The organism is Haloarcula sp. CBA1115 (assembly GCF_000827835.1).
In the GTDB taxonomy this organism is placed as follows: domain Archaea; phylum Halobacteriota; class Halobacteria; order Halobacteriales; family Haloarculaceae; genus Haloarcula; species Haloarcula hispanica.
On the sequence record NZ_CP010529.1, the window covers coordinates 2478436 to 2493000 of the forward strand.

Sequence of the window (14565 nt, forward strand, 5' to 3'; positions counted from 1 at the left end):
AAACAGTGATGTTAATAATTGTTTTTGGAAAACTGGCGTGTAATTGTTGTCAAAAGATTTCGGTTACTGCACAGTCGGACCGCCAGTTGCACCTAAACTGTTTTCACGCGTGCCCGGAGACAGGCAACCATGTTCGAGAAACGCACCTGGATTCGCCTCCCCCGGAACGTCGTGGTCGGGCACGGAGTCCTCGGGCAGACGATAGAGGCCGTCAGCGAACTCCACCTGACTGGCCGGCCGCTGGTCGTCTCCAGTCCGACGCCGCACGATGTCGCTGGCAAGCAGGTCGTCGCACAGTTCGAGGACGAGGGGTACGACCCATCCGAGATCGTCATCGAAGAAGCCAGTTTCGACGCCGTCCAGCAGGTCATCGACCACGCGAGCGACATCGACGCGGGCTTCCTGCTTGGTGTCGGCGGTGGGAAAGCTATCGACATCACGAAGATGGCGGCCGACGACCTGGGACTGGGCTTCGTCTCGGTCCCGACGGCCGCGAGCCACGACGGCATCGTCTCCGGCCGCGGCTCTGTCCCCGAAGGTGATACGCGCCACAGCGTCGCTGCCGAACCACCACTGGCCGTCATCGCCGACACCGAGGTGCTGGCGGAGGCCCCCTGGCGGCTGACCACTGCTGGCTGTGCCGACATCATCTCGAACTACACTGCGGTTCGGGACTGGCAGCTCGCCCATCGCCTGAAGAACGTCCACTACTCGGAGTACGCCGGCGCGCTCTCCCAGATGACCGCCGAGATGCTCGTCGAGAGCGCTGACTCGATAAAGCAGGGGCTCGAGGAGTCATCCTGGATTGTCGTGAAAGCGCTCGTCTCCTCCGGCGTCGCGATGTCCATCGCTGACTCCTCCCGGCCGGCGAGCGGCGCAGAACACCTGTTTTCCCACCAGCTGGACCGACTCGTCCCCGACGGCGCGCTCCACGGCCATCAGGTCGGTGTCGGCTCGATCATGACCGAGTACCTCCACAGCGGCCAGAAAGGCAAGTGGCGAGACGCCAGAGACGCGCTGGCGGCCATCGGCGCGCCGACGACGGCAGACGAACTTGGTATCGACGACGAGACGGTGATCGAAGCGCTGACCACAGCTCACCAGATCCGCGACCGCTACACGGTGCTCGGGGACGGTATGAGCGAAGAGGCGGCGATCGAAGCGGCGACGGTCACCGGCGTTATCTAAACCAGTTCCGCGACCGCGACATCGCTTGAGTCGTCCCATCGAATCGACGCTTCGGCCTCAGCGACCGTCTCGGCGTCACTGCCGCCGGGCGCGGCCCTGTTGATTTCGGCGTCGAACACGATACTGAGTCGATACACCGTCTCGGCGTCCGGGTCTGCCTCGTTTCGCACACCACAGATGGTCGCCCGAACCGCGTCCCGAATGGTACACGAGACGCCGGCTGTTTCGGTGACGACTCGTTCGGCCGCTGCCGCCGGCCGCTCGGCCCCCTGTGTCTGTCCCTGTGGTATCTCCCAGGACCCGTCGGCGTCGCTGAGTAGCACGTCGCCCGACTCGTTGTGGACGAACGCGTGTACGTCCACCTGTCCTTCCCGTGAGCGCTCGACAGCACGCTGGTACGCCTCCGAACCCACCGAAAAGGTGGTCTGGTCCACCGGCGTCGAGCCGAACTCCTGTTCGAGCCGGGCGAGGCGTTCCTGCACCCGCGCTCGCGAGCGCTCGGCTATCTCCATACGAAACGGTGCTTCGGCAGCGTAATAAATCCGCCTGAACGCCCTCACAGTTTGAAACTACCCTGTGCGCCGGCTGTGATCCCCCGTAATACCGTCCGTCACAGCATTCGGCCGGACCTCTCAGACGTGCTCGTTGAGGAACTCGACGACAGCGGTGTAGGCCTCGATGCGGTTCTCCCGCTTGCTGATGCCATGTCCTTCGTCGTCGAAGACGAGCTTCTCCACGGGAACTCCCCGTTCGGCCGCCTGCTCGGCGATTTGCTCGGCCTCGCCGACCGGAACACGCGGATCGTTGGCCCCGTGGAGGACGAACAGCGGCGCGTCGATGCGGTCGACGTTGTTGATCGGCGAGATGGATTCGAGGAACTCCCTGTCCTCGTCGAGAGAGCCGTACTCGGCCTCGCGGAGTTCGCGTCGCCAGTCACCGGTGTTCTCCAGAAACGTCACGAAGTTGGCGATGCCGACCACGTCGACGCCGGCCGCCCAGAGGTCGGGGTACTCCGTCAACGCCGCCAGCACCATGAAACCGCCGTAGGAGCCGCCCATCGCCACGATTCGGTCGGGATCGACAGCCGAGTGATTGTGGAGCCAGTCGACGCCGGCCCGTAGGTCCTTTACCGAGTCCATCCGCTTTTCGACGTCGTCGAGGTGCGTGTAAGCCTTTCCGTAGCCGGTCGACCCGCGGACGTTGGGCTCGAAGACCGCGTACCCCCGCGAGAGGAAGTACTGGGTCAGACCGGAGAACGAGGGGCGGCGCTGACTCTCCGGGCCGCCGTGGATGTCGACGATGACGGGCGTGTCGCCGTCAGCACTGGCCCCGTTCGCACCGTTCGGCAGGGAGAACAGCGCTGGAACCTCTCGCCCGTCGAAGGAGTCGAACCGGACGACCTCTGGCTCGATGAACGTCTCGCGCGGGATGCCGGCCGTCGAAGCGGCTGTCCACTGCTCGCTCTCGCCCGTCTCGGTCTCGACGACGAACACGTTGGTGTTGACCGTCCGTCCGGTGACGCTAACGGCGAAACGCTCGGCATCGGGGCCCCAGGCGACGCCGCCAGCCAGCCCGCCCGGCAGGTCCGGCGTCGGGAACGTCTCGATGGTCGTCGGCCCCGTCAGTTCGCCGACGGTGAGTTCGTTGTAGCCGTCGACGTTGCGCGAGTACACGAGACGGCCGCTGTCCTTGTCAAGCGCGACGCCGTCGATGTTCCACTGGTCGTCCGAGCGCACGATGTCGAGGTCGCCGTCGACCGAGAGGCGGGCCAGTTCGAGCGTGTCGCTCTCGGCGTCGGTGACGAGATACACCGCATCGCCCTCCGGCCCCCACGACGCGCTCGTGTACCTGACCTTCCCCTCGTGTGGCGTGAGATGGCTGAGGTCTTCGCTATCGATGTCCAGCACGTAGATGTCCTGGTCGAAACTGGAGTGGGCTTCGCTGACCAGCAGGCGCTCGCCGTCGGGCGAGAAGCCACCCACCGAGAGCCAGCCGTCGCCCTCCCAGACCAGTTCCGCGTCGTCGCCGGTTGCGTCGCGGTCCTGCACGTAGATGTCGAAGACGGCTTCGTCGCGGCGGTTCGACGCGAACGCGAATCGTTCGCCGTCGGGCGACCAGCCGCCCCAGCGGTGTTTCGCGTCGGGCATCCCGGTGAGTTCGTGGACGCGTCCGTCCGCGTCGAGCCGGTATAGCTGCGCCCGCTCGTTCCCGCCCTCGTCCATGCCGAAGACGAGTTCCTGGCGCTCGGGCGAGTAGTCGACGAAGCTCACGGTGTCGTCATAAAAAGTCAGTTGCTCGGGCCAGCCCTGTGGCTCGGTAAGCGACCAGGCCTGGGCGACGCCGGTCGTATTCATCAGGAAGGCGAGCGTCCCGTCCGGCGCGAACGAACTGCCGTAGGCGCTCCGGACGTTCAGATAGCGAGAGAGGTCGTACGCGGTCACAACCGGAGGGAGGGCAGGGACCGGCAAAACCCTTTGTGGCGGCCGTGGTCTGATTCAGCGGAACGCGGCGGCTGTTATCCAGCTAGTCGCTTGAGTGGCTCCTCACCCTGCCAGCGGGCGTACGCGTACGAGGCGACGAGGAGGATGCCACCCAGTACGAGGAACGAGAGGGTCCGGGCGAGCGTATCGAGCCCCTGCGTGTCGTAGAGGAACACCTTGGTCGTCACCAGGCCGAGGACGACGACGCCCTGGAGTCGACGACTGCGGTCGTCCAGCGCGAGGCCAACCCCGACGAACGCGAGCCCCAGGACGGCCCACGCAACCGACAGCCCCGCCCCCGAAAGCTCCAGTCCCAGAAGCACCACCGCGAGCCCGGTCGCCGTCCAGACGTACGGCGCAGCCACCGAGAGTTCGCGGTCAGTGCTTGGCACCGTCGTCGATGCGCCGCCGAACCTCCGACCGAGCGCGTAGAAGACCGCGATTCCCAGCAGGTATGCGGCTGGTCGCCCCATCGCGGTCGCCAGCGGGTCCGCGAGCGAGAACGCCGGTAATTCGGTCGCGTCCACGGCGAGCAGTTTGGCGACGGTCCCGACGGCGACGAGGTGCCCGCCGATACGAACTGCCCTCGCGTCGCGGCGAGATCCGAGCGCCAGCGCCCCACAGAGCAGGAGGAGGAGCCCAGCGGTCGCGAGGAACGGGTCGGCCCCGAGGACGACGCTGACGGCGAGTAGCACGACGGCCAGCACCCCAGCCGCGCTGTCTTGCTGTCCGAGACGTGACTCCGTGACGGCGTAGACGCCGCCGAGAGCGAGTCCGACTGCGCCGACAGCCACCCCGTCCGGCGCTGTCGGGATGAGTCGACGAACGACGCCTTCCAGCAGGATCGCGGCGAACACGGCATTGAGCCCGGTCGTCGCTTCCACCAGTCGGCGGTGCCATCGGTCCGTTCGGTCGCTTGCACGGAGCACGTACACACCAGCGGCGTAGACGGCGAACATCGCGACGAGAACAGCGGTGGCAACCGCTTCGGGTGGCTCTAGCCTGTTCATCCAGGCGATGTGGAGCACGTAGGCCGGGAGGACGCTCCCGAGGACGAGCCGGCTCCACGGCCGGACGGCGGCGATGGTCACCAGCCCGGCCGTGAGAAGCACGACGTAGGCCGGCGAGACGACGAAGGACGCGGCGTCGAGTCCGACGTAGGCCGTGACGTATCCCAGCAGGAACGCCTCACCGGCAACGGCCGGCGCGTGGTCCCGCACCGAGAGAACCGCGGTGGCGGCCACGAGAGCCGTCAGGACGAGCAGGACCGCCCACAGCGGCGCTCCGATGGCGGCGCGGTACGACTCGAAGCCGTAGGCCGCGTAGACGCTGAAATACGCGATGGCGAGGCCGGTTCCCGCGACGAGCCGGCCCCATCGGTCGTAGCCCTGCCGCTCGGCGGCGTACCGACCGCCCGCGAGCAGTATGAGCCCGCCCGCTGTGCCGGTGAGCACACGCCCGAGGGGGCCGAGGTAGCCCGCTTCGATGGCCAGACGAATGAAGAAGACGACGCCGACCACCAGCGCGAGCCCGCCGACCCCGCCGAGCCACTTCATCCCGATGTCGCGCTCCCAGTTCCGCTCGTCGACAGGCGCGTCGCTGTCGGCTGTCTCGCCGGTCTCTGGCGCTGTCTCCGAACCGTGTGTGGCCTCCGATTCGGGAGCCGCCGTGTCCGCTTCAGTGGTTGCAGTTTCGTCCCCGACAGACGGAGGCGGGTCGGTGTCCAGTTTCGATTCCAGGGCGGTGATTCGTGTCTGGAGGGCATCGACCTCGGCGCGGAGGTCCCGTACTTCCGCTTCGAGGTCGTCATCATCGCTCATACACTGACACGTTGCAGAGTCGCTGTAATAAACATCCAGTCGAACGACAGTTCCGACGGCCAATCCGCCATCTGTCGCCGTCAACCGCGAACGGGTGGATTTTTGAGCGGCCACGTCGTCGCACCTGTATGCGTGTCGCGGTCGTCGCCATGGAGACGAGTCAGTACCGGGACACAGTGGGCCGGACCCGGCTGGAGCGGGTGGCTACCGAACTCGCCGCTGCCGGTCACGACGTGACCGTGTTCTGTTCGCAGTGGTGGCCGGGATTCGACAATCAGCGCGAGCGCGACGGCGTCACGTACCGCGCCGTCACCGTCTCGCCGACCGTCCCCTCCTTCTGTGTCCGCCTTCCGGCCATGCTCGCCCGGTTCCGCCCGGATGTCGTCCACGTTCACCCGACGCCGTCGTCGGTCGCACTCGCGGCCAAGACCGGTGCAACGCTGTCTCGCGCGCCGCTTCTCACGGAGTGGTATGGGGACGAAGACGTGCCCGAAAGCCGCCGGGCCAACCTCGCGCTCCGCGCGTCGGACTGTCTCGTCACCCCCTCCGAACTCGTCCGCACGCGGGTCCGCGAGCGGGGAGCGACGGCGGACCAGACCGCGATTCTCCCACAGAGCATCGACATGGATCTTGTCCGGGAAGTCGACCCCGACGAGGAGATCGACGTGGTGTACGCCCACCGGCTGGACGGCAGCGCGAACGTCGAGTCGCTGCTGCTCGGACTGGCGGAACTCAGACAGAAGGGTTGGTCGGCGACGATCATCGGCGACGGCCCGGAGCGGGAGTACTACGAACAGGAGGCGGCCGACCTCCGCATCGACGACCGCGTGACCTTCGCCGGCGCGTGCGACATCGAGGAGCGCGTCTCGATCTACAAGGGCGCGCACGTATTCGTCCAGACGGCGTTCCGAGAGTGTTTCGCAACGGACCTCCTCTGGGCGATGGCCTGTGGCTGTATCGGTATCGTGGAGTACCAGGCCGAGTCGTCGGCCCACGAACTCATCGAGCAGCGCGACCGCGCCTTCCGGGTGACGAACCCGCAGGAAATCGCCGACAAAATCGCCGAATCGGCCGACTTCGAGCGCCGGACCGTCGACGAGTCCTGTGCCGAGTTCGACCACGCACAGGTCCGTGCAGAGTACGAGGACCTGTACGAGTCACGTATCGAGGAGACCGGTCTTTTCTAATCGGAACGCCGTTCAGACGCGCTGACGACGGGGACAAATCGCCACCAGTCAGTACGGGATGACGCGGAACCCTTCGGGGAGCACCAGCCCGAACACGAGGAACAGCGCGGCCGCGATACCTGCCGCGATGAGAGCGTAGGGCGCTTGACTCCGGACGTGGACCATGTGGTCGCTCCCGCTCGTCGACGACGCCAGAACGGTCGTGTCGCTGATGGGCGAGGTGTGGTCGCCGAAGATGCCGCCGCTGAACACCGCGCCGAGGACGAGCGGGAGGTTCGCGCCCGTCGAGAACGCGAGCGGGATGGCGATGGGGAACATGATGCCGTAGGTCGACCACGACGAGCCATCGGAGAAGCTAACAAAGGAAGTCACGAGGAAGACGCCCACCGGAATGATGAACGCCGGCACGCCGCCGAAGACGTTCGTCACGAACGACGAGACGCCCAGTATCGTCACCGCGTTCTGGATGGAACTGGCAAACATCAGGATGACAGCCGCGAGGAGGATGCCCTTGAAGCCGACCATCATCGCATCGGTAGCATCGTCGTTGGACGGGATGTCGCCCTTCCAGCGATACAGCAGGAAGGCGAGGATGAGTGCCGAGAAGGACGCGAGACCCAACTGGACGCCGCCGATGTTGAACGCCCACGGGCCGCTCGGCGGCGTGATGAGCTGCCAACTGCCGAGCTGGAGCAGCGTGGCCCCCATCCCTTCCTTCCCCTTGACGTAGATGACGGGGCTGGCCCGCCAGAACATCGCGCCGAGGCCGACGACGATCATGGTGAGAATCGGCCAGGCGAAGTTCCGCCAGTCCGGCGTCGCGGTCTCTGACACCTCGTACTCGTCCATCTCCGCGGAAATCATCGGGTCGGCGTCGTCGCCGACGACTTTCCCCTCGTTTCTCGCTCGGGATTCCTCCGTCCCCATCCCGTAGATGTTTGGCACGACCTGCCACGCGACGAGTCCCGCGAGACCGAGCGCGATCCAGGAGTAGAAGCCGGTAAACAGCGTGTTGAAAAACAGCGGCCAGACGGCACCGGTCGCCGCGGTGACCTGCTCGCCGCCGGTGTTCACGAAGTTGGTCATGCCCGAGGGCAGCGTCCCCTGCTGCTGTGCCTCGACGAGGCCGCCTCCGATGAAGCCGACCATCGCCGCTCCCCACGTCGAGTAGAACGCGAGCCGGGACGCCGGGGACCCCGCTGAGTCGACGTAGTAGGCCAGTTTGGCCCGCGAGACGTCGAACTTGTCGGTCAGCGGCCGCATCATCGAGCCGACCACGAGGCAGTTGAAGTAGTCGTCGATGTGGATGGCGATCCCGGCCAGGAACGCGGCCTTCTCGGCGTCTGCGGCGGATTCAGCCCGCTCCACCAGCGCCTCCAGCACGCCCTGTATCGCCCCAGCTCGGATCATCAGTCCGATCAGCCCGCCGATGGCGAAGATGGCGAGCAGAACGTTCTTGACGTACCATTCCCCGAACAGCGGGGCCGTGGCGATGATTTCCGGCACGAGCTTCAGCCCGAAGAGCGCTCCGAGTACGATGCCACCGACGCCGACCGTCCAGGGACTCCCGTCTTCTGCCTGTGGCTGAACGGTCGCCACCTCACCGCCGGCGGTGATCAGATCGGACGGGACCCCGACAGCCTGGGGGTGTAATGCGCCGACCAGCACGCCTGTGATGACGATGCCCACGAACAGCCCGATAAGAGCGTCCCGGGTGTACCAGGCGAGACCGATGGCGACGAGCGCGGGCACGATCGACCACGGTCCAGCCGCGATTCCCTCAACCATGCCGGCAGGTCTAGGTGGCGCTATATTAAGGTATGTATTCACACCCGCGTCAGGGACGGTCCAGACGAAACCCGTTTGAGCGTCGGTCCCCTCCATTTGGTAGTGACAGTCGAGGAGCCAGCAGACCGAGACGAGGACTCGGACCCCGCAGAACTCGAACTCGACGCCGTCTACGACGCTATCGATGCCGTCGGCCGCCCACATCTGACGGCGACGGAGTTCTCCCGGAAAACGGACCTGACGCCAGACGAGGCCCGGGAAGCACTGGATCGCCTCGCCGACGACGGCGACATCGAGCGCCAGGACGTGTCCGAGGTCGAGTCCGTGTGGTACCCGGCGGACATCGCCGAGGTGACAGACCGCGAGCGCGTCGTTCTGTTCCCCGACCGCCGCGAAGTGGTCGTCGAACACCCCGACCAGTTCACGCGGGCGCAACTCTCACAGTTCGCGCGCCTGCAGGACACCAACCGTTCGGGTGGGTACGTGTACGAACTCCGCGAGGAGGACATCTGGGCCGCGCCACACGAGTCTCTAGATGCCCTCCTGACGACGATGCGGGACGTGCTGGGCGAGCGCTCGCCCCACCTCGAAGAGTGGGTGACGAGCCAGTGGGAGCGCGCCCGGAAGTTCCGCCTGAAGACCCACGAGGACGGCTACGTCGTACTCGAAGCCGAGAGTGACGACCTGATGGGCAACGTCGCCCGGCCGAAACTCGACGACGACCACCTCCGGGCCCCCATCTCGGATTCGGAGTCGTGGGTCAACGAGGACGCGACCGCCGAGATCAAGCGCACGCTGTACGAGGCGGGCTATCCGGTCCGGGACGACCGCGACTTAGAGACCGGCGACGCCATCGAGATGGACCTCCGCCTGCGCCTGCGGGATTACCAGCAGGACTGGGTCGAGCGGTTCACCGAGCAGGGGTCGGGCGTGTTCGTCGGCCCGCCGGGGTCGGGCAAGACCGTCGCCGCGATGGGGGCGATGGCCGCTATCAGCGGTGAGACGTTGATTCTCGTCCCCTCGCGCGAACTCGCGACCCAGTGGCACGACGAACTGGTCCGGCACACGACCCTGACCGACGACGACATCGGCGAGTACCACGGCGGCGAGAAGAACATCCGGCCGGTCACCATCGCAACCTACCGCACCGCGGGGATGGACCGCCACCGGAAGCTGTTCGACCAGCGCAAGTGGGGCCTCATCGTCTTCGACGAGGTCCATCACGTCCCCTCGCCGATTCACCGCCGGAGCGCGGACCTCCAGACCAAACACCGCCTGGGTTTGACCGCCACGCCGACCAGAGAGAGCGACGACGAGGAGGAGATATTCACGCTCATCGGCCCGCCTATCGGCACCGACTGGGGGAAACTGTTCGACGAGGGCTACGTGGCCGAACCCGAGGTCGAAATCCGCCTCGTCCCGTGGGGCAACGAGACGGAGCAGTCCGAGTACAGTTCCACGTCGGGCCACGACCGCCGGCAGGCCGCCGCCAGCAACACCGGGAAAATCGACGAGATACGCTACGCACTGGCTGAGAACCCGGCCGCGAAGGCGCTCGTGTTCATCGAGTACCTTGACCAGGGCGAGGCCATCAGCGAGGCCATCGACGCACCCTTTATCAGCGGCGAGACGCCACACGCACGTCGGGAGAAACTGTTCGACGAGTTCCGCCGGGGCGAACTGAACACGCTGGTCGTCTCCCGTGTCGGCGACGAGGGTATCGACCTGCCCGACGCCGAACTCGCTCTCGTCGCGTCTGGACTGGGTGGGTCCCGTCGGCAGGGCGCACAGCGGGCCGGACGGACGATGCGCCCGCCGGCGACGCCCGGATGGTTATTCTCGCGACACGCGGGACGACGGAGGAGGACTTCGTCCGCCGGCAGATGCGCCACCTCGCTTCGAAGGGCATCCGCGTGACCGAGACGGAGGCCGAGGCCGTCGAGCCGCCCGAAGTCGAGGAGTAAGCCAGACGCGCTGACTGTGGGTCGAGCTTATTCCGTGTCGGTATCGAGCCGGCGCGCGGTCTCGGCCACGTCCCGAATCTTCGCCGTCTGTTCTTCGTTCGTCGCCGCGAGGTCGTCCAGTTGTGCCGTCATGTCGTCGATGCCGCTCGACAGTTCGTCGATCATGCTGGCCACCTCCTCGGTCGACGCCGCCTGGTCGTCGGTGGCCGCCGAGACCTCCTGGATGCCCTGTGCTGCCTCGTTGACCGCCGACACGATCTCTTCGAGTTGTTCGGCCGCCGTCTCGACCTGATCGATGCCCTCCGTCACCTGCTCTGTCACGGTTTCGAGGCTCTCGACGGCGTCGACGGTCTCGTCTTGGATCTCTGTGACGGTGTCCTCGATCTGGTTCGCGTGTTCCTGTGAATCTCCGGCGAGCGTCTTGATTTCGTCGGCGACAACGGCGAACCCGTCGCCCGCCTCGCCGGCGCGTGCGGCCTCGATAGACGCGTTCAGCGCGAGCATGTTGGTCTGGTCCGCGATGTCGTTGATCACCTCGACGATGTCGTCGATCTCGTCGGCCTGCTCCCGGAGGCCGGCGATGTCTGTGGAAACCGTATCGACAGCGTCGTCGACGTCGTTCATCATGGCCGCGGCCTGCTGTGCGGCTTCGTTCCCGCGTTCCGCCTTTTCCTCGGCCGATGTGCTGGTACTCGCGACTTCTTCGGCGGTCGAGGCGATCTCCTCGATGGTTGCGCTCATATCCGCGACCTCGCCCGCCACCTCGTCCATCGACTCGGACTGTGTCTCGGCTGTGTCGGTGATTTGTTGGTTCGTCTGGGCGACCTCCTCGGCTGAGGCGCTCAGTTCGTCGATGGGCTGCTGGAGTCCGCTCTCGACCTCCTCCATCAGCGCCTGCTGGTCATCGATTGCCGATTCCAGACGCTGGCTGTACGAGTCGATGTAGGTGTCCATCGCCACCTGCTGATCGAGGTTGAGGAGTTTGAACACGGACAGCGCCCGCGCCTGCATCTCTTCGAGTGCCTCGTCCCGGGCGGCGTCGCCCGACTGTAGGTCCTCGACGATTGTCCGCAGGAAATGTTCGAAGTAGATGCTGTAGGCCCCGAGATAGATCTTCGGGCCGAGGTCGAGCATGTCGTGAATCTTCCCGATACGGGCCCGGTTCTCGAAGTACTGTTTGTCGTAGCTCCCGGCGACGAGGTCGCGGAGGTACTGTGACTGTGTGTTTTTGAGCTGGTCGACCGACTTGGTGGACCGCCCGAAAATCTCGATGGTTTCGTCAAACGATTCGAGGTGATCGTAGAAGTCGTCGACGACAGATTCGGCCCGGGCGTTCGTCTTCGCTTCCATCGCGGTCAGATTGTTGATGTCCGACTCGTCGAATCCGGTAAACTCCTTCCGCCAGCGTATCTCCCCGGCGTCCAGTCCGATACGATCGGTAAGCGTGCTACCGTCGACGCGGGACCTCTCAGATTCAGTGATACGTTTCCGAGAGCCCGTACTCTCGCTCTGGAATGCCATGGCGGGGAGTCGACCCACACAGGGGTTATATGTTCGCCCCTAATTCTCATCATTGAGAAATATAAAACAGAAAATCAAAATTTAGGGTTAGCAGTCACGTCCGGCGATTCTCTCCTTGCTGTTTGGCTATTCAAATCAGTCTTTGAATTTCTGTGGATCACTGGCCGCCTCAGCGACCCGAACCGCGGCAACGTTCTCCGGGACGTCGTGGACGCGAACGATGTCGGCCCCCCGTTCAGCCGCCAGCGTCGTCCCGGCGATGGTCGCCTCCAGACAGTCGCCCGCTTCCTGTCCGACCAGCCCGAACAGGGACTTGTGGGAGTGCCCGACCAGGATTGGACAGCCGAGTGCCTCGAACTCCGGAAGTCGGTCGAGCAGTTCGAAGTCCTCCGTGGCAGATTTCCCGAAGCCGATGCCCGGGTCGACGATGATCTGGTCGCGGTCGAGTCCGGCCTTTTCCGCGAGCAGGACGCGCTCCGTCAGCTGGTCGATGCAGTCCCCCACCACGTCGTCGTAGTGGATGTCGCTGTCGGGGTCGACCGGCGTCTCGATGGAGTGCATCACGACCACCGGCACGTCGTACTCGGCGGCGACGAGGCGCATCTCGGGGTCTTCGAGGCCAGACACGTCGTTCAGGATGTCTGCCCCGGCGTCGAGTGCTGCCCGCGCGACTGGGGCCTTCCGCGTGTCGACGGAAATGGCGACGTCCAGCTCCGAAAGCGCCTCGATGACCGGCACCACGCGGTCGATCTCCTCCTCGACCGGGACCGGTTCGGCACCGGGCCGGGTCGACTCCCCGCCGATGTCGAGGATATCCGCGCCGTCCTCGACCATTTGCTCGGCGCGGGCGACGGCGTCCTCGACGGCGTTGTACTCGCCGCCGTCGTGGAAGGAATCCGGGGTGATATTGCAGATACCCATAACGGCTGTGCCGTCATCCCAGGGATACGCTGCCGACGTGTCTGGCTCGGACTGTTGGATGGACAGCGCCCCCCGCAGTTCGTCGGCGAAGGACGCGAGCCCGTAGGGCTGGCCGTCCAGCTTCTCCGCGAGGCGCTTGTACTGGGCCATCGTCGCCATCATGACCACGTCGGTTGATTCCTCCTCTCGGCCGTCCAGCCCAGAGACGGCACATTCGCCGCCCAAGGACAGCAGTTCCTCCTTGAGATACTGGGCCTGTCGCGGCTGGACGCGGGTACGCAGGACGCGGTGGACGCCCTTCCCCCGCATCCGCCAGCCCCCGGTATCGGTGACGTGGGCGCTCTCGATGGTCTCGCGGGCCTCGGCCAGCGAGTCGACCTGCTTGGGGATCAGCGAGCGCGACCAGTCGGTCCGGGCCTCCCGGACGGCGTACAGCGACCCGGTCACGAGGACCGCATCACCGGAGTCCGCGGCGTCGAGTGCGATATCGAGCGCCCCGGATACGTCGTTTCGCGTCTCGATGGTGGCGTCGGTCGCGTTCTCAACGGCGGTCGCGACGACGTGGTGAGACTCCGCCCGGTCGACGTTGGGCTGGCAGGCGACGACGTGGTCCGGGTCCGGTAACGCCGCGGCGATGCGCTCGTGGTCCTTGTCGACCATCGCCCCGATGACGACGTGGAGGTCGTCGTAGTCGAACGAGGACAGCGTCTCCGCGGTGCGCTCGATGCTCCCGGGGTTGTGTGCCCCATCGAGGACGACCAGCGGCGACTCGTTCATCACCTCGAACCGACCGGGCCAGTGGGCGTTTCGCAGGCCGCGTTCGAGATCGGACTGCGAGACGTCCGCGACCTGCCGGCACAGTGTGGCTGCGATTCCGGCGTTCTGTGCCTGATGTGCGCCCAGCAGCGGGAGGGAGGTATCGACGCTCCAGTCCGGGCCGTCGACCGAGACCGACCCCTCCAGCCCCTCACGACCGCCGTAGTTCACGGATATATCGGCCTCGCTCTCGGCCGGGCTCTGGTCTGTCTCGACGGCGCTCCCAACGGTCACGACATCGTCGGTGAACTCGCGGACGGCCGCGAGCGCGTCGCCTGTCATCCCGGTCACCAGCGGATTGCCGTCCGGGGCGACGTGGGCCTTGTCGTGGGCGATTTCCTCGACGGTATCGCCGAGGATGTGGGTGTGTTCGAGCGTCACGGACGTGACGGCGCTTGCGACCGGATCGACCACGCTCGTGGCGTCGTACCGGCCGCCGATACCGACCTCCAGCACTGCAACGTCGACGTCCTGGCGGTCGAACTCCCACAGCGCCATCGCAGTCATCGTCTCGAAGAAGGTGGGCGAATCATTGGCCGCACCCTGCTCGGTCACGTACGTCTGAACCGATTCGACGAACTCGACGAGCGCGGCCTCGGAGAGCTTCCGGCCGTTGATACGGATTCGCTCGCGCACGTCGTCGAGATGCGGGGACGTGTACAGTCCGACATCGAGGCCTGCTTCCCGCAACGTTCGTTCGACCATCCGCGCGGTGGACCCCTTCCCGTTGGACCCCGCAATCTGGACGCAGCGAAGCCCCTCCTGTGGGTCACCGAGCGACGATAGCAGGTCCTGCGTGGCATCAGTACCGGGTCGCGAGGCGAACCGGCGCAACTCGAAGAGGAAGTTCGCGGCCTCGTGGAACTCCATGGTCGGGCTA

8 protein-coding genes and 1 pseudogene are annotated in these 14565 nt (G+C 65.8%); 3 read left to right on the top strand and 6 right to left on the bottom strand.

Going from position 1 to position 14565, the window contains the following annotated elements:
* Nucleotides 1-129 precede the first annotated feature (129 nt).
* Entirely contained in the window at nt 130-1188 is a 1059-nt protein-coding gene (locus SG26_RS12430; protein WP_011222867.1) for an NAD(P)-dependent glycerol-1-phosphate dehydrogenase, read from the top strand.
* Here SG26_RS12430 and SG26_RS12435 read toward each other — a convergent pair.
* From SG26_RS12435 to SG26_RS12445, 3 genes are all read right to left on the bottom strand, one after another.
* A complete protein-coding gene (locus SG26_RS12435) occupies nt 1185-1700 on the bottom strand; it encodes an NUDIX domain-containing protein (protein WP_014039844.1) in 516 nt (171 codons plus the stop codon). The two genes, SG26_RS12430 and SG26_RS12435, sit on opposite strands and share 4 nt — an antisense overlap.
* Nucleotides 1701-1820: 120 nt before the next feature.
* Nucleotides 1821-3629, bottom strand: coding sequence for a S9 family peptidase (locus tag SG26_RS12440; protein WP_050037726.1), 1809 nt, complete (start codon nt 3627-3629; stop codon nt 1821-1823).
* A 74-nt stretch (nt 3630-3703) separates the two neighbouring features.
* Complete coding sequence (locus SG26_RS12445; RefSeq protein ID WP_050037727.1) at nt 3704-5488, bottom strand: DUF2339 domain-containing protein; 1785 nt, start codon at nt 5486-5488, stop codon at nt 3704-3706.
* Between the two features lie 128 nt (nt 5489-5616).
* On the opposite strand from SG26_RS12445, the gene SG26_RS12450 reads away from it, so the two are divergent.
* A complete protein-coding gene (locus tag SG26_RS12450; protein WP_014039847.1) occupies nt 5617-6675 on the top strand; it encodes a glycosyltransferase in 1059 nt (352 codons plus the stop codon).
* 48 nt (nt 6676-6723) lie between these two features.
* Here SG26_RS12450 and SG26_RS12455 read toward each other — a convergent pair whose 3' ends face one another.
* On the bottom strand, nt 6724-8463 hold the full coding sequence (locus tag SG26_RS12455; RefSeq protein WP_050038281.1) for a Na+/H+ antiporter NhaC family protein: 1740 nt from the start codon (nt 8461-8463) through the stop codon (nt 6724-6726).
* A gap of 102 nt (nt 8464-8565) precedes the next feature.
* On the opposite strand from SG26_RS12455, the pseudogene SG26_RS12460 reads away from it, so the two are divergent.
* A pseudogene (locus tag SG26_RS12460) lies at nt 8566-10427 on the top strand (DEAD/DEAH box helicase).
* 27 nt (nt 10428-10454) lie between these two features.
* Here the strand turns inward: SG26_RS12460 and SG26_RS12465 are convergent.
* Nucleotides 10455-11948: a globin-coupled sensor protein gene (locus SG26_RS12465; protein ID WP_050037728.1), complete on the bottom strand. Its 1494-nt coding sequence runs from the start codon at nt 11946-11948 to the stop codon at nt 10455-10457.
* A gap of 135 nt (nt 11949-12083) precedes the next feature.
* Nucleotides 12084-14555, bottom strand: coding sequence for a dihydropteroate synthase (gene folP / locus SG26_RS12470; RefSeq protein WP_050037729.1), 2472 nt, complete (start codon nt 14553-14555; stop codon nt 12084-12086).
* Nucleotides 14556-14565: the final 10 nt, after the last annotated feature.

What these genes read in the sequence shown, in the direction of transcription:
- SG26_RS12435 (WP_014039844.1), bottom strand. Translation starts at nt 1,700, where the DNA reads ATGGAGATAGCCGAGCGCTCGCGAGCGCGGGTGCAGGAACGCCTCGCC.
- SG26_RS12445 (WP_050037727.1), bottom strand. Translation starts at nt 5,488, where the DNA reads ATGAGCGATGATGACGACCTCGAAGCGGAAGTACGGGACCTCCGCGCC.
- SG26_RS12430 (WP_011222867.1), top strand. Translation starts at nt 130, where the DNA reads ATGTTCGAGAAACGCACCTGGATTCGCCTCCCCCGGAACGTCGTGGTC.
- folP (WP_050037729.1), bottom strand. Translation starts at nt 14,555, where the DNA reads ATGGAGTTCCACGAGGCCGCGAACTTCCTCTTCGAGTTGCGCCGGTTC.
- SG26_RS12455 (WP_050038281.1), bottom strand. Translation starts at nt 8,463, where the DNA reads ATGGTTGAGGGAATCGCGGCTGGACCGTGGTCGATCGTGCCCGCGCTC.
- SG26_RS12465 (WP_050037728.1), bottom strand. Translation starts at nt 11,948, where the DNA reads ATGGCATTCCAGAGCGAGAGTACGGGCTCTCGGAAACGTATCACTGAA.
- SG26_RS12450 (WP_014039847.1), top strand. Translation starts at nt 5,617, where the DNA reads ATGCGTGTCGCGGTCGTCGCCATGGAGACGAGTCAGTACCGGGACACA.